Annotated in this window: 22 protein-coding genes; 5 read left to right on the top strand and 17 right to left on the bottom strand. The window is 48.4% G+C overall.

The window, feature by feature from the left end; translation table 11 throughout:
- Positions 1–20: 20 nt before the first annotated feature.
- From purB to AKG09_RS10330, 13 genes are all read right to left on the bottom strand, one after another.
- Positions 21–1,391 carry an adenylosuccinate lyase gene (gene purB, locus AKG09_RS10270; protein ID WP_054619354.1) on the bottom strand — a complete coding sequence of 457 codons (1,371 nt, stop codon included), beginning with the start codon at positions 1,389–1,391 and terminating at the stop codon, positions 21–23.
- Positions 1,392–1,527: 136 nt separating this feature from the next.
- Entirely contained in the window at positions 1,528–2,175 is a 648-nt protein-coding gene (locus AKG09_RS10275) for a YdcF family protein (RefSeq protein ID WP_231623930.1), read from the bottom strand.
- A 107-nt stretch (positions 2,176–2,282) separates the two neighbouring features.
- Positions 2,283–3,908 (bottom strand): VWA domain-containing protein, encoded by a 1,626-nt coding sequence (locus AKG09_RS10280; protein WP_197272146.1) that lies wholly within the window; start codon positions 3,906–3,908, stop codon positions 2,283–2,285.
- Positions 3,909–3,974: 66 nt separating this feature from the next.
- Complete coding sequence (locus AKG09_RS10285) at positions 3,975–4,442, bottom strand: CinA family protein (protein WP_054619355.1); 468 nt, start codon at positions 4,440–4,442, stop codon at positions 3,975–3,977.
- A 20-nt stretch (positions 4,443–4,462) separates the two neighbouring features.
- Positions 4,463–5,347 carry a mechanosensitive ion channel family protein gene (locus tag AKG09_RS10290; protein ID WP_054619356.1) on the bottom strand — a complete coding sequence of 295 codons (885 nt, stop codon included), beginning with the start codon at positions 5,345–5,347 and terminating at the stop codon, positions 4,463–4,465.
- Positions 5,348–5,588: 241 nt separating this feature from the next.
- The gene (locus tag AKG09_RS10295) at positions 5,589–6,362 is read right to left on the bottom strand and encodes an ankyrin repeat domain-containing protein (protein ID WP_054619357.1); all 774 of its coding nucleotides are present in this window, start codon (positions 6,360–6,362) and stop codon (positions 5,589–5,591) included.
- A gap of 192 nt (positions 6,363–6,554) precedes the next feature.
- Positions 6,555–8,762, bottom strand: coding sequence for a UvrD-helicase domain-containing protein (locus AKG09_RS10300; protein ID WP_054619358.1), 2,208 nt, complete (start codon positions 8,760–8,762; stop codon positions 6,555–6,557).
- A 261-nt stretch (positions 8,763–9,023) separates the two neighbouring features.
- The gene (locus tag AKG09_RS10305; protein ID WP_054619393.1) at positions 9,024–9,662 is read right to left on the bottom strand and encodes a YigZ family protein; all 639 of its coding nucleotides are present in this window, start codon (positions 9,660–9,662) and stop codon (positions 9,024–9,026) included.
- A 32-nt stretch (positions 9,663–9,694) separates the two neighbouring features.
- Positions 9,695–10,756, bottom strand: a complete 1,062-nt coding sequence (locus AKG09_RS10310) for a low specificity L-threonine aldolase (protein ID WP_054619359.1) — start codon at positions 10,754–10,756, stop codon at positions 9,695–9,697.
- Between the two features lie 131 nt (positions 10,757–10,887).
- Positions 10,888–11,823 (bottom strand): electron transfer flavoprotein subunit alpha/FixB family protein, encoded by a 936-nt coding sequence (locus tag AKG09_RS10315; protein WP_054619360.1) that lies wholly within the window; start codon positions 11,821–11,823, stop codon positions 10,888–10,890.
- 10 nt (positions 11,824–11,833) lie between these two features.
- On the bottom strand, positions 11,834–12,580 hold the full coding sequence (locus tag AKG09_RS10320) for an electron transfer flavoprotein subunit beta/FixA family protein (RefSeq protein WP_054619361.1): 747 nt from the start codon (positions 12,578–12,580) through the stop codon (positions 11,834–11,836).
- 162 nt (positions 12,581–12,742) lie between these two features.
- Positions 12,743–13,726 carry a lipopolysaccharide heptosyltransferase I gene (waaC, locus tag AKG09_RS10325; protein WP_054619362.1) on the bottom strand — a complete coding sequence of 328 codons (984 nt, stop codon included), beginning with the start codon at positions 13,724–13,726 and terminating at the stop codon, positions 12,743–12,745.
- Positions 13,727–13,804: 78 nt separating this feature from the next.
- Positions 13,805–14,443, bottom strand: a complete 639-nt coding sequence (locus AKG09_RS10330; RefSeq protein WP_054619363.1) for a nicotinamidase — start codon at positions 14,441–14,443, stop codon at positions 13,805–13,807.
- Positions 14,444–14,539: 96 nt separating this feature from the next.
- Between AKG09_RS10330 and tsaA the strand changes: the two genes are divergently transcribed.
- From tsaA to AKG09_RS10350, 4 genes are all read left to right on the top strand, one after another.
- Positions 14,540–15,220, top strand: a complete 681-nt coding sequence (gene tsaA / locus AKG09_RS10335) for a tRNA (N6-threonylcarbamoyladenosine(37)-N6)-methyltransferase TrmO (protein WP_054619364.1) — start codon at positions 14,540–14,542, stop codon at positions 15,218–15,220.
- 168 nt (positions 15,221–15,388) lie between these two features.
- Positions 15,389–17,437, top strand: a complete 2,049-nt coding sequence (locus tag AKG09_RS10340) for a M3 family metallopeptidase (protein WP_054619365.1) — start codon at positions 15,389–15,391, stop codon at positions 17,435–17,437.
- Between the two features lie 176 nt (positions 17,438–17,613).
- A complete protein-coding gene (locus AKG09_RS10345; RefSeq protein ID WP_054619366.1) occupies positions 17,614–18,465 on the top strand; it encodes a GyrI-like domain-containing protein in 852 nt (283 codons plus the stop codon).
- 68 nt (positions 18,466–18,533) lie between these two features.
- Positions 18,534–18,938: a VOC family protein gene (locus AKG09_RS10350; protein ID WP_054619367.1), complete on the top strand. Its 405-nt coding sequence runs from the start codon at positions 18,534–18,536 to the stop codon at positions 18,936–18,938.
- A gap of 62 nt (positions 18,939–19,000) precedes the next feature.
- On the opposite strand, the gene AKG09_RS10355 is transcribed toward AKG09_RS10350, so the two are convergent.
- Positions 19,001–19,852: a LysR family transcriptional regulator gene (locus AKG09_RS10355; RefSeq protein ID WP_054619368.1), complete on the bottom strand. Its 852-nt coding sequence runs from the start codon at positions 19,850–19,852 to the stop codon at positions 19,001–19,003.
- Positions 19,853–19,998: 146 nt separating this feature from the next.
- On the opposite strand from AKG09_RS10355, the gene AKG09_RS10360 reads away from it, so the two are divergent.
- Positions 19,999–20,610, top strand: coding sequence for a LysE family translocator (locus AKG09_RS10360; protein WP_054619369.1), 612 nt, complete (start codon positions 19,999–20,001; stop codon positions 20,608–20,610).
- 58 nt (positions 20,611–20,668) lie between these two features.
- Here AKG09_RS10360 and ftsY read toward each other — a convergent pair whose 3' ends face one another.
- The 3 genes from ftsY to gap form a co-directional block, all read right to left on the bottom strand.
- Positions 20,669–21,922, bottom strand: coding sequence for a signal recognition particle-docking protein FtsY (ftsY, locus tag AKG09_RS10365; protein ID WP_054619370.1), 1,254 nt, complete (start codon positions 21,920–21,922; stop codon positions 20,669–20,671).
- Between the two features lie 259 nt (positions 21,923–22,181).
- The gene (locus AKG09_RS10370; RefSeq protein ID WP_054619371.1) at positions 22,182–22,394 is read right to left on the bottom strand and encodes a hypothetical protein; all 213 of its coding nucleotides are present in this window, start codon (positions 22,392–22,394) and stop codon (positions 22,182–22,184) included.
- A 312-nt stretch (positions 22,395–22,706) separates the two neighbouring features.
- A complete protein-coding gene (gene gap, locus AKG09_RS10375; RefSeq protein ID WP_054619372.1) occupies positions 22,707–23,714 on the bottom strand; it encodes a type I glyceraldehyde-3-phosphate dehydrogenase in 1,008 nt (335 codons plus the stop codon).
- Between the last annotated feature and the right edge of the window lie 229 nt (positions 23,715–23,943).

Consider the following 23,943-nt stretch of genomic DNA (forward strand, 5'->3'; position numbering starts at 1 on the left):
TCAGACAGGCATTTTGATTTTTAAATCCTTCTGGCCAACTCTTCGGCTTTGCCCACATACAAAGCCGGTGTTAAAGCCAGCAATTGCTGTTTGGCATCGGCGGGGATGTCCAGCGATTCGATAAACACTTTCAGCACTTCGGGCGTGATGCCGTCTTTGCCGCGGGTGAGGTCTTTCAATTTTTCATACGGATTGGCCACGCCGTAGCGACGCATCACGGTTTGAATCGGTTCGGCCAAGAGTTCCCAAGTGGCATCCAAGTCGGCGGCTAAGGCGGCGGGGTTGGCTTCCAGTTTGTCCAGACCGCGCAGGTGGGCGACCAAGCCCAAAACGGTGTAGCCCGCGCCCACGCCCATGTTGCGCAAAACGGTGCTGTCTGTGAGGTCGCGCTGCCAGCGGGAAACGGGCAGTTTTTCAGACAGGAAGCCCAGCACGGCGTTGGCCATGCCCAAGTTGCCTTCGGAGTTTTCAAAGTCAATGGGGTTGACTTTGTGCGGCATGGTGGAGCTGCCCACTTCGCCCGCTTTGACTTTTTGTTTGAAGTAGCCGAGGGAAATGTAGCCCCATACGTCGCGGTTGAAGTCGATTAAGATCGTGTTGATGCGGCTGAGGGTTTGGAAGAACTCAGCCATGTAGTCGTGCGGCTCGATTTGGATGGTGTAGGGGTTGAAGGTAAGGCCCAACGACTGCTCGACGAACGTTTTACAGTGCGCTTCCCAGTCCACATCGGGATAAGCGACCATGTGGGCGTTGTAGTTGCCGACTGCGCCGTTGATTTTGCCCAAGAATTCTTGCGCGGTAAGCTGTTTGATTTGGCGTTGCAGGCGGTAAACGACGTTGGCAATTTCTTTGCCCAAGGTGGAAGGCGTGGCGGGTTGGCCGTGGGTGCGGCTCATCATCGGCACGGCGGACAAATCGTGCGCCATTTCGGTAAGCTTGGCAGTAATTTCGGCCAGCTTCGGCAGCAACACGGCTTCGCGGGCTTCTTGCAGCATCAGGGCATGGGAAAGGTTGTTGATGTCTTCGCTGGTGCAAGCGAAATGGATAAATTCGCTGGCGGCAGCTACTTCCGGTACTCCTGAAAAACGTTCTTTCAGCCAGTATTCGATGGCTTTTACGTCGTGGTTGGTGGTGGCTTCGATGGCTTTCACGGCGGCGGCATCTTCCAATGAAAACCCGGCAATCACACGGTCGATTTCAGCGATGGTTTCGGCGCTGAATGCGGGCACTTCAGCAATTTTCTGCTCGGCAGCCAATGCTTTGAGCCAACTTAATTCTACTTTTACACGTGCTTTCATCAAACCATATTCAGAAAAAATCGGTTGCAAGGCTTCTACGGATTTGGCATAGCGGCCGTCGAGCGGGCAAAGGGCAGCGATGGGATTAATCATGTTGAATTCCTGTGTTTGAAATTTAGCTATGAAACTTAGCCTCTGATGAAATCTTAAGCTTCACAGTTATAAAGCGGTAAATTGGATGATTATACCTCAAGCAGCGGTATAACATGGCATGCTTTCAAAAGGGCGCTTAGTGCACAATCAGAGCTTTCGCCCAAGCCAGGCTTTCGCGCACCAATTTTTGGGTATATCGCCAATCCGGTTCGCCACAACCTGCACCGGAATAGGATTGAACGTTTTTCTGCGGCCATTGTTTGGCAGCTAACCATTCGGCACGAGCCAAATGAAAACCGTCGCTCACAAGCACAATCCGGTTTTGTCCGCTTAGCAAGGGGGTGCTGAATGCAAGGTTTTCATAAGTGCTCTCCGAACGGTTTTCCAACCGGATATGGGCGGCGGGCACACCTAATGACAAGGCTATATCGCGCATGGCTTCAGCTTCGTTACTGCCGTCGCCGTCGGTGCCGCCCGACATCAGCAATATAGAAGCTTTGTCGGCATAATAAAGCGATACACCGGCTTCTACACGCGAGCGCAGGCAAGGGTTGGGTGCGCCGTTTCGGTTTACCGCATTGCCCAATACCACAATGGCATCAGCAGGTGCAATCGCTTGCATCGGGCGCTTTTTGGCTTCTTCTGCCAGATGGTAAATATAGTAAACGATGGCACCCCATGCCAAAACAGCGGCAAATAAGATTAACAACATGATACGAAGCGGCCAGTTTTGGTCGTTATAAGGCCGGAATGGCTGCTTGCGGGATGAAGGGGAAGAGAGCATGATTTTTTCATATTAACAGTATGTTCGGATGGTTAAATGCCTGTCTGAAACAACACTGTCGTTTTCAGACAGGCATAGTTTGGTTTGTTATGGCAAAACCTGCGTCATTATTTCAGATTGATTTGCGCTTCCAGCGCTTTGCTGCTCAAGCTTTGGGCGATTTTCGCCAACTCTATAAATTCTTCGCGCAAACCGTAAGGATCGGGTTTTGCAGCGCTTTGGGCAAGCTTGATGATGGCGTTCCAATCCATATTGCCGTTATATTCACCGCCGCGCAAAGCCTGCCCGTATGAGGCCACAGCCAATGCAAAGCGGGTATTGTCAGCAGCCTGCGCCAGCGGTTTGCTGGTAGCAGCCACCGGCTGGCTGAGCAAAATGCTTTTTTCCTGACCGGGCAGCTTATAGCGCAAGTTGACATAAGCGTATTCATTCTTGCCGCCTGCCGGTTGCACCGGCTTTTGGTAGCGTGATTCATTCAGCCAACCCTGTTTGCCGGCAGGAATAATTTCATACAATGCGGTAACACTATGGCCTGTGCCGATATCGCCCGCATCCACTTTATCGTTGTTGAAATCTTCCTGCTTCAACAGGCGGTTTTCATATCCGATAAGCCGGTATTCTTTTACGGTTGCCGGATTGAATTCAACCTGGATTTTCACGTCTTGCGCTACAGTGGCCAGCGTGGAGGAAAGCTGGCGCTGCAACACTTTTTTGGCTTCTTTCCGGTTATCGATGTAGCTGTAATTACCGTCACCCGCGTCGGCCAGCTGCTCCATCAGCTCTTCATTGTAATTGCCTTCGCCAAAACCCAATGTGGTTAGTGATATGCCGCTTTTGCGCTTTTCCGCTACCATGCCTTTGAGCGTTTCGAAATCAGTGATGCCCACATTAAAATCGCCATCCGTTGCCAGCAGAATACGGTTGATGCCGTTTTTCACAAAAGCTTTTTCCGCTTCTTTATAGGCCATTTGTATGGCGGCTTCACCTGCGGTGGCGCCTCCGGCGCTGAGTTCGTTAATCGCACGCAAAATGGTTTCTTTACGGCGGCCCGAAGTGGGTGGCAACACCAGTTTTTCGCCGCTGGCATAAGTAATCAGGGTAACTTTGTCTTGCTCGCGCAATTGTTCGGTTAACAGGCGCAGGGTTTGCTTCACCAAAGGCAGCTTGTTCTCGCTATCCATGCTGCCCGACACATCCACCAAAAACACTAAATTGGCAGGAGGAAGCGCCTTCATAGCCAAATCTTTGGCTTGAATGCCGATTTTGATGATTTTGGCATCTTTTTGCCAGGGGGAATCAACTGTTTCGGTGTGCACGGCAAAGGGTTTGTCACCATCGGGCAGCGGATAATGGTAGTCAAAATAATTAACCATTTCCTCAATGCGCACCGCATCTTTCGGCGGCAACCTGCCCGAACTGCTCAGAAAACGGCGGACGTTGGCATAGCTGCCGGTATCCACATCAATGCTGAAGGTAGAAACCGGTGTTTGCGCCACCGCATATACGGGATTGGTTTCGATTTTGCCGTAGCGCTCGGTATTTTGGCGCGGCACAGGCATTTCCATCGCGGCCTTGACAGACCCATACACAAGCACGCCCATTGCAGCAGGCTGTTTTGAAACTTGATTTTCTGCCAACCTGGAATTTGAAGAGGGAGAAGATTGGTTGCACGCGCTTAAAAAAGCGGCTGCCACAGAAAATGTGATTAAAGACCGACAAGGCCGCGTAAACATGTTATTTTTCCTTATGGTAAGCGATTAATTAATCAATAAGTCATTAACTTTCTGATTTTAAATAAGTTACTGCACCACCATGTCCAGCCATGCGATTGCGAATGCCACCGCCTGCTCGCGGACTTCGTCACGACCACCTTCAAACTTTACACATTTGGCTTCCACGCCTTCAGCCGAAGCCAAACCGAACCATACCGTACCCACCGGTTTTTCCGCGCTACCTCCGGTTGGCCCGGCAATGCCGGAAACGCTTAAAGCAAAATCGGCCTTCGCAGCCTTGAGCGCACCTTGCGCCATCTCTTCAACCGTTTGCCTGCTTACTGCTCCATATTGGGCCAAAGTTTCCTCACGCACTCCCAACAGCTTGTGTTTGGCTTCATTGCTATAAGCAACAAAACCTGTTTCAAACCAAGCCGAGCTACCGCTCAGCCGCGTTAATTCGCCCGCCAGCAATCCGCCGGTACACGATTCGGCGCATGTTACAGTAAACTGCTTGGCTAACAATTTTGCAGTTAAGCTGTTTAATACATTCATGGTTCTTCCGTTGGGTTGTTTCAGACAGGCATATGGTTATCTTGGTTTTCTCCACCACCATTTGGGCTCATCAAACGGTATTGCACGCGGATAAAGGCATCCAGCACAGTTTGCTGAACCTCCAGCCGCTTCGATACCGGCGAAGCAAAGCGCACCACCAAATTATAAACTTTATCGTCAAAGGGCACCCGGCTGATGCGGGGATGGGCGGCGGGCGTGATGAACAGCTTCTCAAGCTGCACTTCTTCGAGATACTTCTCAATCACTTTAATGTAAGGTGCACACTTTTTTTGCAACACATCCTCTAAAACCGGCACAATCTTATCCGAATCCAAATGAATCGGCACAGAAATTTCAAATGTATGTACCACAAACGAACCAAGAATATTATCGCGCTGAACCGAATACGAGAGCAAAAGGCTGTTGGGAAAAGAAATCGTCTTGCCCGAAAGCTGGCCAATTAACTGGTTCGGGCCGATCTGCATCATCAAAGTATTGAAAAGATTAATGTCCACCACCCGCCCGCGCAGCCCGTTCACTTCAATATAATCGCCCACCGAATATTGCTTGGTCATTGAGCGCAACAGGCTGCCGGAAAGACACATAATCAGCTCTTTAGTCGCCAACACGATGGCGGCGGCCACCGCAAACATGGAAAGCGCCAAAGTTTGAATTTGCGCCGCCCAAATAATTGCCAGCCCGAAAATCACCATAATCAGTGTGATATTACGGGTGGCCACTACCCAACGGCGCTTGTCTTCAATCTCCATAGTCGGGTGGCTGCGGAAATGTGCCTGCAAAATCACTGCACGCAACAGCAAAATGCCGACAACCATCAGCACCGACTCAATGATTTCGGCTTTTACCGGCCCGTTATGAAGATAATAATTAATGGTTTCCCACATGATTGCGCTATTCCGTTTTTGATTTGCGAAGCCTGTCTGAAAAGATAATTATGCTTGAGATTCAGAACATTAAGTGCTTATTATAACGAATAAACCGATGCATGATGCAAGCCGCATTGATTCTTACCGTTTCCGGCTGCATGTATTATGAAATTCCCAAGTCAGATAGGTATATGCCTGTCTGAAAACGGTTTTCAGACAGGCATTTATCATTCTGCTTCCGCCGGTTAACCGGCCTGTTTTATTCACAGCTTGATTTACCCGTTCTATGGTTGACCGCACCGTGTGAAATCAGCAATTCCTGCATTTCCTTATGGCCGCGCGTACAGGCATAAGATAACGCGCTTTGATTATACGAACCTGCCGATTTATTGGTTTGGGTCGTTACCAGATTGGGGTTTGCACCCAAAGAGAGCAGGTATTTCACAGTATCGAGGCGGTTGTTGCTGGCGGCAACCATAATTAAAGTTTCTCCGTCGCTTTCTACGGTTTGGTCATTTAAATCGGTTTTATCTTTCAGCTTGGCATACACTTTTTTCACAATATTGGTGTTTTTGCCTAAAACCGCCGATTTCAACACATTATAAACATCGCCGCGGTCGGTAGCATTCAAGTCTGCACCACGCTCAATCAGGTAATCCACCATATCTTCATAACCGATAAAGGCCGCCCAACCTAAAGCGGTTTGCCCCAAACTGGCTTCATCTTTGGCTTCCAAATTCTGGCCGTTTTCAACCATTTTTTTCACTGCGGCCAAATCGCCGCGTTTTACTGCATCAAACCACGCCGCATCTGGGCCTTCGGAAGGTTTTTCATAGAAAATGCGCCAAGAAAGCTTTTTGGAATTCGCAATATCCTGCATTTCTTCCAAGCTGAAGCGGAATCCTTTATAGCCTTGCGCGGAGGCGGCTTGTGCAGGCTGGGTTTGCTGCTTGCTGGTCGCGCTCTCACAGGCTTGCAAGCTTAAGCCCATGGCAATAACGGTCGCCATCGTAAACGGTTTATTGAAATTCATAATGTTCCTCCTTACCATCGTTTCAAATTACTTGTGTTTATATTAATCTAATCGCATATCAGGTACAAACCATAATGCCTGTCTGAAACTTTTTCAGACAGGCATTACTAGTTTAAAGGTTTACCTGTTATTAGCCGGCTTACATTTTCAGCTTATTTTTCTTTTTATATTCCAAACAGTTAAAATAATTATTCAAACAGGCTCCAGTTTGGCAAATTTCGTATCCAATTCTTTAATGCCCTCTTTGCCGAAATTCACTGTCAGCCTGGCCGATTCGCCCTTATCCACCGCATCGATAATCACACCCGTGCCAAATTTTGCATGGCGCACGTTTTGGCCGATCCGGAAACCGGAAAAATCTTTCGGCGGTGAGTAATCTGCTGTTTTGCCGGCTGATGCCTGTCTGAATGTACTGCTTGCGGAATAACCCGAAACAGCCTGCTTTTTGGGCGAAAGATAATGCAGCAACTCTTCGGGAATCTCTTCTACAAAGCGCGAAACCACACCGAATTGCGTTTGTCCGTGCAGCATACGCTGCTGGGCCATTGTGATATACAGCCGCTTTCTGGCGCGGGTAATCGCCACGTACATCAAGCGGCGCTCTTCTTCCAAACCGCCTCGTTCGGCAAGGCTCAATTCGCTGGGAAAGCGGCTCTCTTCCATACCGGTAAGGAATACGGCATCAAATTCCAGGCCTTTAGCGGCATGCACCGTCATCAACTGGATGGCATCGTCTCCTTCGCCTGCTTGGTTTTCACCCGACTCAAGCGCAGCATTGTTCAAAAATGCCAACACATCAAATGCCAGATTAGCCGTACTGTTTTCCGGCAACACTTCAAAATTGCTTTCTTCCGGTTTAAACGCCACAGCAGCATTAACCAGCTCGTCTAAGTTATCCAATCGGTCTTGATGATCGCCTTTTTGGGTTTGATAATATTCAACCAAACCGCTGTCATGAATCACACCGCTCATAATCTCGGCAAGCGAAAGCTGGCCAACTTGATTGCGCAAGCTTTCAATCAGGCGCACAAAAGCAGCTACTTTGGCCGCTTTTGCGCCCATACTGCAAGCAGCCTGCCATAGCGAAATACCTTGCTCGGAAGCCGCGGCTTGAATATTTTCAATAGTGCGCGCACCGATACCTCGCGGCGGCATATTGATCACGCGTAACAAGGCATTGTCATCATCCGGGTTAGCGGCCAAACGCAAATAAGCAAGCGCATGTTTGATTTCCTGCCGCTCGTAAAAGCGCAAACCGCCGTAGATTTTATAAGGCATGCCGCTACGGAAAAGAGCTTGTTCAATAATCCGGGATTGTGCGTTGCTGCGATAGAGCACAGCTATATCGCTCAATGCCCAGCCTTCGCGTTGCAAAGACTTGGCTTCATCAATAATAAACAAAGCCTCGTCAAAATCAGTGGGAGCGGAAAAATAACGAATTTTGTCGCCAAGTTCGGCATCCGTGCGCAAATTTTTACCCAAACGTTCATCGTTGTTTTCGATAACCGCATTGGCAGCTGCTAAGATATTTCCAACCGAACGGTAATTCTGCTCCAGTTTGATTGGCGCTTCTATGTCAAACTCATCCATCAGCGCATTCATATTGCCGACATGTGCGCCGCGGAAACGGTAGATAGATTGGTCGTCATCACCCACGGCAAACAGTGCCGCATCGTCGCCGGCCATCAGTTTCAGCCAGGCATATTGCAACTTGTTGGTATCCTGAAATTCATCAATCAGGATATGGTTAAAGCGGTTTTGATAATGTCGGCGCAGGGTTTCGTTTGCCAAAAGCATTTCATAACTGCGCAACATCAACTCGGCAAAATCAACCACGCCTTCTCGCTGACAGATTGTGTCATATTCCGCATAGCACTCAATCATCCTCTTGGTATGCGGATCAGGTGCTTCCAAAGCAGATGCGTGCAAACCGGCTTCTTTTTGTGCATTAATAAAGCCTTGCAGCGAGCGCGGTGCAATGATTTCTTCGGCAATGTTCAAAGTTTTTAACATGCGCTTGATAAGCGCAAGCTGATCCCCACTGTCGAGAATCTGAAATGTGGCAGGCAAACCCGCATCACGGTAATGCAAACGTAAAAACCGATGGCAAAGGCCGTGGAATGTCCCCAACCACATCGCACGCACATTAATCGGCAGCATGGCACCCAAACGTGTTTGCATTTCTTTAGCAGCTTTATTGGTAAATGTAACCGCCATAATACTGTGTACACTGGCTTGCCCGCTCTGCAACAGCCATGCGATACGGGTGGTCAACACCCGGGTTTTTCCGCTACCGGCTCCTGCAAGCACCAACGCAGATTGAGGCGGCCAAGTTACCGCAGCGAGCTGTTCGGGATTCAACCCTTGCAGAAATGAAGAAGAGGGGTTTTCTGGGAACATTGTGTTTTACTTTTAGGTAAGCTTTGTAAGCTTTAAAAAACTAATTAAATCATGAAACTGTTTTTAATATTGTGCTTCTCTTTTTATTTAGAATGCCTGTTATTATTTAAATTGTCTGCTGTTCTTTTGTCTTAAAAGATCCGTTCCGGAGCTATAAAAAAATTCTTAACTATGCCGGGCTGAAACAACACAATTTAAAAAATCACAACCGTATTTTCAGACAGGCATTACTGTTAAACAAAAGCATTTTATGCCAATCAATTATCCAACATCTATATCATCGTTTTTATTATTGCGAAAAGGCTCCGAGCTCACTTGAATATTTCGCGTATCCCGCCAAGCAATAAGACATTTTTCATACTCAGCCAAAGGTATTTTAACGGTTAAGCGGCAATCCAGCGCCAAATCTTGATGGATAACTTCAGCATTATGCGCTTTGGCTATCCTAATGGCTTCACTCAAATGCGGGTAATCGCAAATAATCCATGCCGTTTTTTCAATATTTTTCTCTACTATTTCCGCCTGGTTCAATGCTTCGGCCGCCGCATTTTTATATGCATTAATCAAACCGGGCACACCCAACAAGGTACCCCCGAAATAACGAACCACCACAATCAATATATCAGTTACCCCAAACGAATCAATCTGCCCTAAAATCGGCCTGCCTGCACTGCCGGCAGGTTCGCCATCATCATTTGCTCTAAACTGCAAACCTTCTGTACCAATACGGTAAGCATAACACCAATGGCGGGCTTTATGATGCTCTTGCCGCAAGTCATCTACATAGCCTTTAACTTTCTCTACTGTTTCAACAGGATAAGCAAATGCAATAAAGCGGCTGCCTTTATCTTTGAATTCCCCAACCGCTGGAGCGGCAATGGTTTTATACGTCCCTATCATCATTTGTTTACCGGGCTTTCATCTGAATATTTTCAGACAGGCATTAATACCAAAGCCTGTGTCACTACTTGCACAAATTCGTCAACATGAGATTCTTGGGTATCAAAGCTGCACATTAAACGTACAGTTCCATCATTATCCCAATCATAAAAATCATAATGCTTACGCACTTTATCCGCTACACCTTCAGGCAGCTTAACAAAAATTGCATTAGATTCAACAGGCTGGCAAATCTTTATACCATCAATGTTTTGTAAGCCGTTTAATAAACGCAAAGCCATCATATTGGCCTGTTTTGCAGAATTCAACCACAAATCGTTTCCCAACAAAGCAATAAACTGAGCTGACAAAAAGCGCATTTTGGAAGCCAATTGCAAATTTAGCTTTCGCAAATATTTCAACGCATTCCCATCAATTGCTTCAGGGTTGCATAACACAATACACTCTCCAAACATCAAGCCATTTTTAGTGCCGCCTAAAGAAAGTATATCCACACCGGCATCGGTCGTTATTTCGTGCAAAGAAACGCCTAAATGAGCTGCCGCATTGGCTAATCGGGCACCATCCATATGCAGCTTCATGCCCAAGCTATGTACATGCTGGGAAATTTTTCGAATTTCGTCTGCCGTATAACAAGTGCCGAATTCCGTGGTTTGAGTAATGCTCACAACAAGAGGTTGTGCTCGGTGTTCAAACCCATAACCCCATGCTTGCGTATCAATCAATTCAGGAGAAAGCTTGCCATTTGACGAAGCTACCGTCCACAACTTGAAGCCACCCACAGACTGGGGAGCCGTACTTTCATCTGCATTAATATGTGCATTTTCCGCACAAATTACACCACCCCAACGTGGCAATAAAGCTTGCAATGCCAAAACATTTGCGCCGGTACCATTCCAAACAGGCCAAGCTTGGGCTTGTTCACCAAAATGCTGTTTGATTACCGCTTGTAAGCGTTCAGTATAAACATCATTGCCATATGCGCCCACATGGCCGCCGTTTGCAGCAGCAAGCGCTTGCATAATTTCGGGATGCACTCCCGAATAATTATCTGAAGCAAATGAAATTTTATTGGAGTCGTGTAGCACCTTCATAACTAGAACCTTTAAGCTGACAAACCCGGGCTGACCGTTACAAATGCTAATTAAGTTTAAAACCTAACTAAACAAATTGCAGGTTGTTTTCCAACCTGCAATTTTATTTTCATGTTTCACGTGAAACATTATCAGTTTTTAAGCGCCGCAGTTAATTCAGGTACTATACTGAATAAATCACCAACCAAAGCAAAGTCGGCCACATTAAAAATCGGCGCATCGGGATCCTTATTAATAGCCACAACGACCTTGCTGTCTTGCATACCGGCAATATGCTGAATCGCACCGGAAAGACCCACTGCAATATATAGCTCTGGCGCCACCACTTTACCGGTTTGGCCAACCTGATAATCATTAGGGGCATACTCAGCATCCACAGCCGCTCTTGAAGCGCCAATTGCCGCGCCTAAAGCATCAGCCAAAGGGGTAAGCAGGGCATTGAATTGCTCCGCACTGCCCAATGCACGGCCGCCAGACACAATTACCCGAGCTTGCGTTAGTTCGGGACGGTCAGATTGAGTAAGTTCGCGGCTTACAAAGCGGCTTAAATTTTGCGCAGGCATGGTACTCACATTTTCGATAACTGCGTGATTATCTTCAGCCGACGCGGCCTCAAACGCAGCCGCACGGAAAGTCAATGCCAGTTTTGGTTCGTCGCTGCTAACCGTAACAAAAGCATTGCCCGCATAAATAGGGCGGACAAACGTTTTATCGTCAATAATTTCTGTTAAATCAGATATTTGAGAGCAATCAAGCAAAGCAGCAACCCGCGGCATCAAGTTTTTTCCAAAGGCAGTAGCCGTTGCACCGATATGACGGTAATCGGAAGCTAAAGAAACCACCAGCGGGGCTAATTCTTCAGCCAATCCTTCAGCATAGTGGGGCGCTTCAGCCAGTAACACTTTTCCCACTCCAACCACTTTAGCAGCTTGTTCGGCAACTGATTGGGCATTTTCGCCGGCCACCAACACATGCACATCACCCAACTTGGCCGCCGCAGACACAGCATGCAACGTAGCAGGGTTTAAGGCTTGATTATTATGCTCGGCAATTACTAATACGGTCATTTCACACTCCTTAAATCGCTTTCACTGCACGCAGTTTTTCTACCAATTCAGCAACATTGGCCACTTTCTCACCAGCCTGGCGCTGTTTCGGCTCCGCATAACGCTGCGCATTCAAACGGGCTTCAATATTCACACCCAAGCCCTCGGGAGACAATTTTTCCAAAGGCTTCTTTTTCGCCTGCATCAAGTTAGGCAGTTTCACAAAACGCGGTTCATTCAAGCGCAAATCGGCGCTGATCACAGCAGGCAGCTTTAAGGCGACGGTTTCCAGGCCGCCGTCAATTTCTCGGGTTACCAATACTTCACCGCCTTCAAGCTCAACTTTGCTGGCAAACGTGCCTTGAGGCGTATTTAAGAGGGCTGCAAGCATTTGTGCAGTTTGGTTGGCATCATCATCAATTGCCTGCTTACCGAGCAGCAAAAGCTGTGGTTGCTCTTTTTTAGCCACAGCTTTCAATAATTTCGCCACGGCCAAAGGCTCCAGCACCGCATCGGTTTCTACATGCACGGCACGGTCTGCGCCCATTGCCAAAGCGGTGCGCAAAGTATCCTCGCATTTCTTTTCACCCAAAGAAACCGCTACAATCTCGGTTACTTTACCGGCCTCTTTCAAACGCACAGCTTCTTCTACGGCAATTTCGTCAAATGGATTCATCGACATTTTCACATTGCCGATATTCACATCCGAACCATCTGTTTTTACACGCACTTTCACGTTGTAATCCACAACGCGTTTTACTGCAACCAATGCTTTCATGATTTTCCTTTTATTATCCTTTTTTGTTTTCAAAGCAGCAAAATATGCCTGTCTGAAAACCGGTTTCAAATAATAGCCCGCTTAAACGGATTTTGCTTTATTTAAAACCTTGATATTAACGATAACGAGAAGTCTTGATTAATTCAATTTAGCCAAACCAGATTAATCAAGACCACTACTAGATTGATGTTCAGACAGGCATTTTAAAAGAAGCTGGAAAGTATCTTCCACTTTAGGCAATTGCCCGATGCCGCCGATATTTTTTGCATACGCACAAGTTTGAACACCTGTTTTTACCGGATCCGAGTCGGTATAAATACCAACCAACGGTTTATCCAAGGCATTGGCCAAATGCAAAAGCCCGGTATCCACCCCAATCACACTTTTTGCACCTTTCAACAACCATGCGGCCTGTAATAAATTTAATTTGCTGCACGCTATGGCAAACGGCAATTTAGCGGCAAGCAGTTCAGCTCTAAGCTTTTCCGTTTCATTACCCCACGGTAAATAAATCGTGCTGCCATCATGCTTATGCAGCTTTTCTAAAAAATCCACCCAGTATTCATTCGGCCACAATTTGCTGTCACGGCTGGTCGCATGCAGGGCAACATGATAGTTTTCAGACAGGCCTTTTAATCTCCCGGCCTCCGGCACCACCACACCAAAACGCATTTCTTGCGGCAACTCGTAACCAAAAGCCTGAGCAAATAGCAAGCGGTTACGCAATACAGCATCTTGGCCTTTGCGCACAAAATAAGTTTTGTTATATGCCAAAGCAGCCCAGCCTTCACGCGCGCTATGTTTATCCAGCCCTCGAATGGGCGCATTTGCCATTTTGGCAAACAATGCGCTTTTAAACAAACCTTGGCTGTCTAACACAAAGTCGTAACGCTCCCGCCACAAGTTTTTGCGCAACTGGCTTATAGCCCGCCATGTTTTACTTTCACCTAAATGCTTACGCCATTTTCGCCACTCCAGCGTGTGCACCTGCTTAACAAAAGGGTGTAAACGGGCGATATCCGAAAATGCTGCCTCACAGAGCCAATGCAGCTCCACATCGGGCCGCATACGCGACAAATCATCAATTGCAGGTAAGGTATGAATCAAATCGCCCATACTGGAAAGACGAACAAGCAAAACCTTCATTTTTCAACTCTCCTTAACCTTGCAATACAATGCCTGTCTGAAAACTTTCAAGCATTTCCTGTTTCACGTGAAACATATTCAAACATTTGATTTTAAATATATTTCTATTGATTCAGCATTTTCCAACACCACCGCACCTTGGGCTTTCATTTCTTGCCAGGCAGCTTCTACGGTTTCCGGCGCGATGCCCCTGCAAGCTGCCGCATTAACGATTACGCGCCATTTTCCGCCTTTGAGCAGCTGCAACACCGTGGTTTTTACACAATAATCCGTAGCCAATCCGCCAACAATCACCGTGTTGGTGTTTTGCAAGGTTAGCCATTCGATTAAACCGGTGCTCAAACGCTCTTCAATATCATGGAAACATGCACCGTAAGGGTGAAGCTGCGGGTCAACGCCTTTCCACACGCAATAATTATAGCCGCTTAAATCCGGTAAGCCGTCGAGCAACTCATAACCTTCGGTGCCCACCATAGCATGGGCCACCCAAGTTAAATCAGCATTTTTCAAGCCGGTGGGTTTCAACATATCCACATAATTATCCACAAGCCATCTGGCAGCCGGGCTATGGGCATCTTTGGTCATCACCCGCAAGTCGGCCAAGGCAGCCTGCGCGTTCAATTCATCCACAATTTTATCGCCTTCTGCAACAGGAAGCTCCTGCGGGCAAAGCGGCGTAAAGGTTTTTTGCGCATCCACATCAATTGAAACAATCATCTGCTGCTCCGCCAAACCGTTGAAACCCGCATATTATAACAAAAGCCGCCTCACTCCGTGCTACAATTCCACAAACTTTTCAACAAACTTATCCACATGCAGTACACTATAGAAACCATCGGTAGCGTTTGCTCGCCCTACAAACAAAAATTCGGCATTGCCCGTCAGCCCGGCTTGGTACCTGCCGCAGAAATCTGCATTTCGCTGGATAAGCGCTTTCAAGCCGATTGCGTGCGCGGATTGGAAGCGTTTGATTACATTTGGGTACATTTTATTTTTCACGGCGTAATCGGCGAAGGCTGGGCCCCATTGGTTCGCCCGCCGCGCCTCGGCGGCAAACAGAAAAAAGGGGTTTTTGCCACCCGTAGCCCGCACCGGCCGAACCATTTGGGCTTATCCCTACTCAAACTCGAACGCATCACCACCGATTCCGGCATTAAATTATGGTGCAGCGGCGCCGATTTGCTTGATGAAACACCGGTTATCGACATCAAGCCTTATATCCCTTTTGTCGAAGCCAAGCCAGACGCAGCCGCCGGTTTTATCGACGGCGCACCGCCGCAACTGGATATCCTTTGGCACGAAGCAAGCGGCAGGCAGCATCTTCCTGAAGCATTTGCTTCACTCATCAGCCAAAGCATTGCACAAGACCCCCGCCCGGCTTATCAAAACATTCCCGAGCGCGTGTATGTGATGAATGTGGGCGATTGTGAAGTGAAGTTTCAGATTGATGAAAATAGGGCATTGATACTGTCAGTATTGCCTATGCCTGTCTGAAAAGCCCGGTTCGGCAATATTTTCAGACAGGCATCGAAGTAAAAATCCGCTGGAAATCCACTGATTTGCCCTTATTTATCCATTCGTTACGCAACACCCATTAAGTTTACAACGATATTTTTCAGACAGGCATTTACACCGCCTGCCCACCATCAAAGTGAGAACTTCATGCAAAACAATGTATTACTGAATCTGGCCGACGAGCCGCGTTTTAACGACATCCAAATCGAAAACATCAAGCCGGCCATGCAAAGCGCGATGGAAGAAGCCCGCCGCGCAATTGCCGAAGTAAAAGCCCAAAGCGAAACCACTTGGGCCAACACCGTAGAGCGCCTCACCGACATCACCGAGCGCGTCGGCAGAATCTGGGGGGTGATTGCCCACCTCAACGCCGTGGTCGACACACCCGAATTACGCGCCGAATACAATGCGCTGATGCCCGAAGTTACCGTATTTTTTACTGAAATCGGCCAAGATATCGAACTTTACGAACGTTTCAAAACCATCCGCGCATCGGCAGAATTTGAAAAACTCGATCCTGCGCAGAAAACCAAGCTGGAACACGACTTGCGCGACTTCGTGTTGAGCGGTGCCGAATTACCGCCCGAACAGCAAGCACGTTTTGCCGAGCTGCAAACCGAAGGTGCGCAACTGTCTGCACAATTCAGCCAAAATGTTTTGGATGCCACCGACGCGTTTGCCATCTATCTGGAAAACGACGGGCGCCTGAGCGGCATTCCCGACGATGCCAAAGCCATGTTTGCCGCCGCCGCACAAGCCGAAGGCAAAGAAGGCTACAAAATCGGCCTGCAAATGCCGCACTATCTCGCCATCATGCAATACGCCGACGACCGCCAACTGCGCGCCGACGTTTACCGTGCCTACACCACCCGCGCCAGCGAATTCGGCAAACCCGAATGGGACAACACCGCCAACATCACCCGCCGTCTGGAAATTGCCCTTGAAGAAGCCAAGCTCTTGGGTTACAACAATTTCGCCGAATTGTCGCTGGTTACCAAAATGGCCGAATCTCCCAAACAAGTGCTTGATTTCATCAGGGATTTAGCCCGCCGTGCCAAGCCTTTCGCCGAAAAAGATTTGGCCGAAGTGCAAGCCTTTGCACGCGAGCAATTGGGCATCAACGACCCGCAAGCTTGGGATTTAACCTACGCCAGCGAAAAACTGCGCCAAGCCAAATACGCGTTTTCCGAAACCGAAGTGAAAAAATACTTCCCTGCCGGCAAAGTGCTGGCCGGCCTGTTTGCCCAAATCCAGCGGCTTTACGGCGTAAACCTGATTGAAAAAACTGTACCCGTCTGGCATAAAGACGTGCGTTACTTCGAGCTGGAAAAAGGCGGCGGCATCATCGGCGGCGTATACCTCGATCTGTATGCCCGAGAAGGCAAACGCGGCGGTGCCTGGATGAATGATTACCGCGGCCGCCGCCGCTTTATCGCACCCGAAAAAGCCGGCCAGGTACAAACACCGGTTGCTTATTTGGTATGCAACTTTACCCCGCCCGTAGGCGGCAAAGAATCGCGCTTGTCGCATGATGAAATCATCACTTTATTCCACGAAACCGGACACGGCCTGCACCATTTGCTGACACGCGTAGATGAATTGGGCGTGTCGGGCATCAACGGCGTGGAATGGGATGCCGTGGAGCTGCCCAGCCAGTTTATGGAAAATTTCGTGTGGGAATACGACGTGTTGGCACAAATGTCGGAACACGAAGAAACCCGCCAGCCGCTGCCGCGCGAATTATTCGACAAAATGGTCGCCGCCAAAAACTTCCAACGCGGCATGTTTATGGTGCGACAAATGGAATTCGGCCTGTTTGACATGTTGATTTACAGCGAAAACGACCCTGCCAAACTCGGCGGCTGGGCGAAAACGCTGGATGAAGTGCGCAAAGAAGTGGCCGTGGTGCATCCGCCCGAGTTCAACCGCTTTGCCAACAGCTTCAGCCACATCTTCGCAGGCGGCTACTCCGCAGGCTATTACAGCTACGCTTGGGCCGAAGTGCTCAGCGCCGATGCTTATGCGGCCTTTGAAGAAAGCGACGACATCAAAGCCACCGGCGCCAGATTCTGGAACGAAATCCTCGCCATGGGCGGCAGCCGCAGCGCGATGGAGTCGTTCAAAGCCTTCCGCGGCCGCGAGCCGGAAATCGATGCGCTCCTGCGCCACAGCGGTTTTGACGAAGAAGCGGCTTAATGCCTGTTTGAACATAACAAGTCCAAATGCCTGTCTGAATGATTTTCAGACAGGCATTTTTATTTAAACCGCCAAACATGGTTTTCATGTTCGACATCAAACTATGTAGCAAAACCGCAAGATTCATCCATCCATTTCATGTAAGCTGTTGCCATTAAGCCAACAAGGAGCCGCTTATGAGCCACCGCGAATACAATGAAACGCGCTTCGCCAAAGCGCTGGATTATCTGCACCGGCATTTCCGGCAAAATATCAACCTAAACCGCGTTGCCGAAGAAGCCAGCCTCTCGCCCTACCACTGGCACCGGATTTACCGCGCCGTGATGGGTGAAACCGTGCACGAAACCGTCAAACGCTTGCGCTTGCACCACGCTGCAGAGCTTTTGATAAGCACACAAAAGTCGGTAGCGGAAATTGCACGTGAATGCGGATACAGCGGCAACACACAATCATTCGAACGCATCTTCCGCCAAGCCTACGGTGTGCCGCCCAATACCTTCCGTACGCAACAGCACATACCATATTCCCATCAGCTGCCGCAAACCCGCCCGCCGGCAAGCCTCCCCATAGAAATCACCACCATCGAGCCCTTACCGGTTGCCTTAGTTCCACACAGCGGCAGCTATATGCGCATCGGCCAATCTTTTGAACTGATCGAAAGCCTGCTGACCCTGCGCGGCCTGCTGCCTGCACCGGACGCCCGTTTTTTCGGCATTTATTTCAACGATCCCGCCTGTACCCCCGAGCAGGAGCTGCGCGCACAAGCCGCCGTTTTCTTAAACAACACGCAACGCAGCTTCGAGCCGCCCATCCAAAGCGGCACCATCGCCGGCGGGCGCTATGCTGTTTACCATTATCAAGGACCATACAGCAATCTCGAACAAGCCTACACATGGTTTTACAGCGAACTCTTAAACACCCCTTACCAAGTACGCGATGCCCCGTGTTTTGAGGAATACCTCAACGACTGGCAAAAAGTTCCGCCGCACGAATTGCGCACCGACATTTATCTGCCGCTTGCAGATTAATGCCTGTCTGAAAACGGGCAACGCAAGTTTCTACGAAGCTAAATTCTACCCAAACAAAGGAACATACCATGAACGAAAACCCCAGCATCCTCTCCCACGTTTCTCTCGGTACCAACCGTTTCAACGAAGCAGTCGCTTTTTATGATCAAGTGCTCGCCACGCTAAACATCCGCCGCGTGTTCGATTTGAGCGAACACCAAGCCATCGCATACGGCCGCGCTTATCCGGAATTCTGGATACAGAAACCCTGCGACGGCCAAAAAGCAGAAACCGCCAACGGCGTACACATTGCCTTTTTCGCCGCCACCGCCGCAGAAGTGGACGCTTTCTACCAAGCCGCTCTGGCCGCCGGTGCCACCGACGACGGCGCGCCCGGCCCGCGCCCGCACTATAGCAAAGAATATTACGGCTGCTTTGTGCGCGATTTGGACGGCCACAAAATCGAAGCCATGGCATGGCTGGAAGATAAATAACACATGCCTGTCTGAAACATTTTTCAGACAGGCATTATGAATACTTCAAACACTTTCCCTCATCAGGCAAGCGTTTGCCGCATTTCCTCTTTCAGCCACGCAACCAAGCGCTCCACTCTGGCATCGGCAGAAAAATCAGTTGGCGAAAGCGCATAATAAGCCGATCCATCGGGCACAAAACCATAAGGCGCCTGCACAATGCCTTGCCTGATTTCCTCTTCAATCATCAATTTAGACGCAATCGCCACGCCCATGCCGGCAATCGCCGCCTGTATCGACAAATAAAAATGCTCGAAAAAAACATCATTCTCGGCATCAAAGCTTTGTTCTGCGGCGGTTTCCCAGTTTGCCCATGCCTGCATGCGGGTTCGGGTGTGCAGCCTGTTGCGGTTTTTCACGCTTGGAATGTGCACCGGTCCGATGTATTCATCAATCAGTTTTTCCGCATATAAACCGGCAGACCAACGGAAATCATTGCGGCGGATGGCAATATCGGCCTGATGTTTGTCGAAATCAATTTCTCCGCCGGCCGCCAATATCACCACATTTACACCCATGTCTGTCTGAAAACGGTCGATACGCGGAATCAGCCATTTCATCGCCAAAGTCGGTTCGCACGACACGGTTAAATCCCGCCTGCGCGCGCCGCTGATTTTCTGCACTGTGTTTTCCAATGCTTCAAAAGCATAATGGCATGATTCATATAATTGTTTGCCTGCTTCAGACAATGCAAGGCTGCGCCCCTGTTTCACAAACAATGCGATGCCGAAATAGGCTTCCAAAACTTTCATCTGCTTGCTCACCGCGCCATGCGTTACATGCAGCCTTTCCGCCGCTTCGGTCAAGCTGCCGCAGCGGCCGGCAAAATAGAAAAACTTCAAAGCATTGAAAGGCAGCTTTTTAATATGTTCCAAAATCTCACACCTTATATAACTTTATTTCGATTTTTCTGATAGCGGTTTATGTTCATAATATCCGTTCTTTTAATAAAAAGCAGGCATTCCTGCCTACCGCTTATTCCATATCATATCAGAAATTTTTTCATACAAAGAGGTGCTTGATGAATGAACTTTTCGCCGTTGCCGCCATCACGATTCTGGCCGTTGTCAGCCCGGGTGGGGATTTCGCCATGGTAACGCGCAACAGCTATCTTTACGGGCGGCGGGCCGGTGTGTGGACTTCGATCGGCATCGCATCTGCCGTTTGGATTCACGTTGCTTATACCTTGTTGGGCGTAAGTGTGCTTTTGATAAAATTTCCCGCTGCCTTCCACTTGGTTAAAACAGCAGGCGCGCTTTATTTGATGTATATCGGTTTCAAAACTTTCCACCATCGGAAAGTAAACGTCGATTTAAGCGGCAATCATAGCGAAATCAGCCGCTTGGTAGCATTCAAAACCGGTTTCGTTACCAACGCGCTCAATCCCAAAACCACTTTGTTTGTGTTAAGTACATTCACCCAAGTGGTCAAGACTACCACGCCCATGCCGGTGCAGGTGGGCTACGGTGCGTTTATGTCGCTGGCGCATTTCGTGTGGTTTGCCGCCGTTGCCACCGTGTTAGCCAACCCTTTAATCCGCAATGCTTTATTGGGCAAACAGATATATGTAAACCGTTTCATCGGTGTGGTGTTGTTTGGTTTGGGCGCCATGCTGCTGTTTGCTGCACGTTAATGAAAAATGCCTGTCTGAAAAGTTTTCAGACAGGCATTTTAAATATCTAACCCAGCTCTTATTCGTCGATCAAAGCATCCACAAACGCTCTGGCATCAAACGGGCGTAAGTCGTCGATACTTTCGCCCACGCCGATATAGCGCACGGGAATAGGGCGGTTGGAAGCCAAAGCAGCCAACACGCCGCCTTTGGCTGTGCCGTCGAGTTTGGTTACTATCAGGCCGGTTACGCCCAACGCATCGTCAAACGCCACCACTTGGTTTACCGCATTTTGGCCGATATTGGCATCCAGTACCACAATGATTTCGTGCGGCGCTTCGGACATGGCTTTTTGCAGCACACGCTTAACCTTTTTGATTTCTTCCATCAAATGCAGCTGCGTGGGCAGGCGGCCGGCTGTGTCGGCCAGCACGATATCCACACCGCGCGCTTTGGCCGCTTCCACGGCATCGTAACACACGGCAGCAGAATCACCTTTGGCCTGCGAAATCACGGTTACGCCGTTGCGCGCACCCCATTCTTGCAACTGCTCGCGGGCTGCTGCGCGGAATGTGTCGCCCGCCGCCAAAATCACCGATTTACCCTGCGATTGGAAATATTTCGCCAATTTGCCGATGGAAGTGGTTTTGCCCGCGCCGTTGATGCCCGCCATCATAATCACAAAAGGCCCGTTGCCTTCAGGGATTTCCAAAGGCGATTCCAGCGGTTTGAGCAGATCATAAATCGCGTCTTTCAAAGCCTGGCGCAGCTCCGCGCCATCTTTCAAACCTTTGAGCGACACACGTTTGCGCACATCGTTCATCAGATATTCGGTGGCTTCGATGCCCATATCGCTGGTGAGCAACACGGTTTCCAGCTCTTCGTATAAATCTTCGTCAATCTGGCCGCCGCCGAACACGCCGGCCAACGATTTGGCCATATGGTCGCGCGATTTGGTCAGGCCTTTTTTCAAACGTGCCGCCCAGCCGAGTTTTTCTTCCTGCTGAGGAGCCGGTTTTGCAGCAACCGGAAGCGGTTTTTCTACCGGTTGAGCTTGCGTCTCAGGCTCTGTTTCGGGTTCTTCCCGCATAACAATCGGTTTGACCGCATCTTGCGCCGGTTCGGCAGGCAAAGTTTGCGGCTCGGGTTTTCTTTCTATTTGTTCTTGTTCTTTTTCTTGAACAAAAGCAACGGTTTCTTCTTTCTGCCAAGTCGGCTCTTCAGCAGGAGCCGGCTCGCCTAAGGTTTCTTCTTGTTCAGACAGGCCTTGTTCCTGCTCGGCTTCCGGCTCGGTATGCTCTTGTTTTTTCTTGCGTTTAAAAAAACTAAACATAAAATTCTCTTTAAATTTGGAAGGGTTGTATACAGCAATAAACTTATTTTTGCTACGTCGTTGCTGCGCCTTGTTGTACTACTCGTACTGTTTGCAGCTTGTTGCCTTGTATCAAAAATAAGTTTATTGGCTATAGTGAAGCTTATTGTAACTTAATTGCTTAGATTTGTATGTTAACACAAGCACAATGCCTGTCTGAAAAACCCAAAAGCAAACCGCCCGAAAACAATATGTTCGGGCGGTTTCACTATGATTCGGTTTACATTGCAAGCTCAAGCATGCGCATTTGATCAAGGGTCATCGGCTTTTCGTCAAAGCTGACATTCAAGCCCAATTCGCTGTCGTCAAAGCTGAATTCTTCAGCCTGGATTTTATCCAGCGCAAATTTGACACGGTTTGCCTGTACAACAGGTTGTTTGGCAACCGGAGCGTTTTGTTCTTTATTTTTGCGGTTGAATAAAAAGCCTAACATGATGGTTTTCCTTTTTCTTTATCTGGTAGAAAAACGGCTTTAAAATAAATCGGCAATCGATTATTTTTTGCCTGCCCGTAAATATTTTTTATTTGACTAAATCTGTTTTTTGTTTTGTTGGATTGCATTCTAGACAAAGTTTTTACGGTTGGGAATAGATAAGCGGTAAATATTTTTGAACATTTGAACTATATTATTGATTTTATTAGAAACATATTTTTATAAAATGTACCGTTTATTCGAAAAACAGTACCGTTTATACAAAAATGCCTGTCTGAAAACCTTTCAGACAGGCATTTTTCAAAGTGGGTTTTACTTCATCAAAGCAGAGAAATATTGCAATGTGCGGATCAGCTGGCAGGTATAAGACATCTCGTTGTCATACCATGCTACGGTTTTGACCAATTGTTTATCGCCTACCGTTATCACTTTGGTTTGAGTCGCATCAAACATCGAACCTGCTTCCAAACCGATCACATCGGAAGACACAATCGGATCTTCCGTGTAAGCATAGCTTTCACTTACCGCTGCTTTCATGGTGGCATTAATTTCTTCCACTGTTACCGGGCGGGACAATATGGAAACCAACTCGGTCAACGAACCGGTCGCCACCGGAACGCGCTGGGCGGCACCATCCAGCTTGCCTTTAAGCTCCGGAATCACCAAACCGATGGCTTTGGCGGCGCCGGTGCTGTTGGGCACAATGTTTTGCGCGGCGGCACGGGCGCGGCGGAAATCGTTTTTTCGGTGCGGTGCATCCAATGTGTTTTGATCGCCGGTGTAAGCATGAACAGTGGTCATCAAGCCTTGAACAATACCGAATTCTTTTTGCAGCACATTGGCCATCGGCGCCAGACAGTTGGTGGTACAGGAAGCGCCGGAAACCACGGTTTCACTGCCGTCCAAAGTATGCTCGTTCACACCGAACACAATGGTTTTCACATCGTTGCCGCCCGGTGCGGAAAGCAATACTTTTTTCGCACCGGCTCTGATATGGGCTTCGGCTTTTTCTTTACTATTGAAAAACCCTGTGCATTCCAACACCACATCTACACTTAATTCGTTCCAAGGCAGGTTTTCCGGGTTGGCATCGGCAAACGCCCGAATGGTTTTACCGTTTACAACAATGGCATTATCTTTGAGCTCGGCAGTACCTTTAAAACGGCCTTGCATGGTGTCGTATTTAAACAGATGCACCAGCATGTCGGGCGGAGTAAGATCGTTAATGGCAACAACTTCAATACCGTCCTTTTCAATAAGGCAGCGTAATGCCAAACGGCCGATACGGCCAAAACCATTGATCGCAACTTTGATACCCATATTAAGCTCCTGTTTTAATTAGGATAAATTGAAAGCATAAATTTTTAATTATTAAGGCATTTTCAGCAGTCAGCCGGTTGAGCGGCATATTGCCGATATTGTTTTTAATCTGTCGGTTTAAGTTTTGGTTGTACAAGATGGTTTACTTAATAAATTAAAAACAATATCGGGCTGATATAGATAAGTTTTATCATGTTTTTCAAATACTACCTAAGCTTACATGCGTTTA

Origin of the sequence: Neisseria sp. 83E34 (genome assembly GCF_001308015.1) — a bacterium.
GTDB lineage: Bacteria > Pseudomonadota > Gammaproteobacteria > Burkholderiales > Neisseriaceae > Neisseria.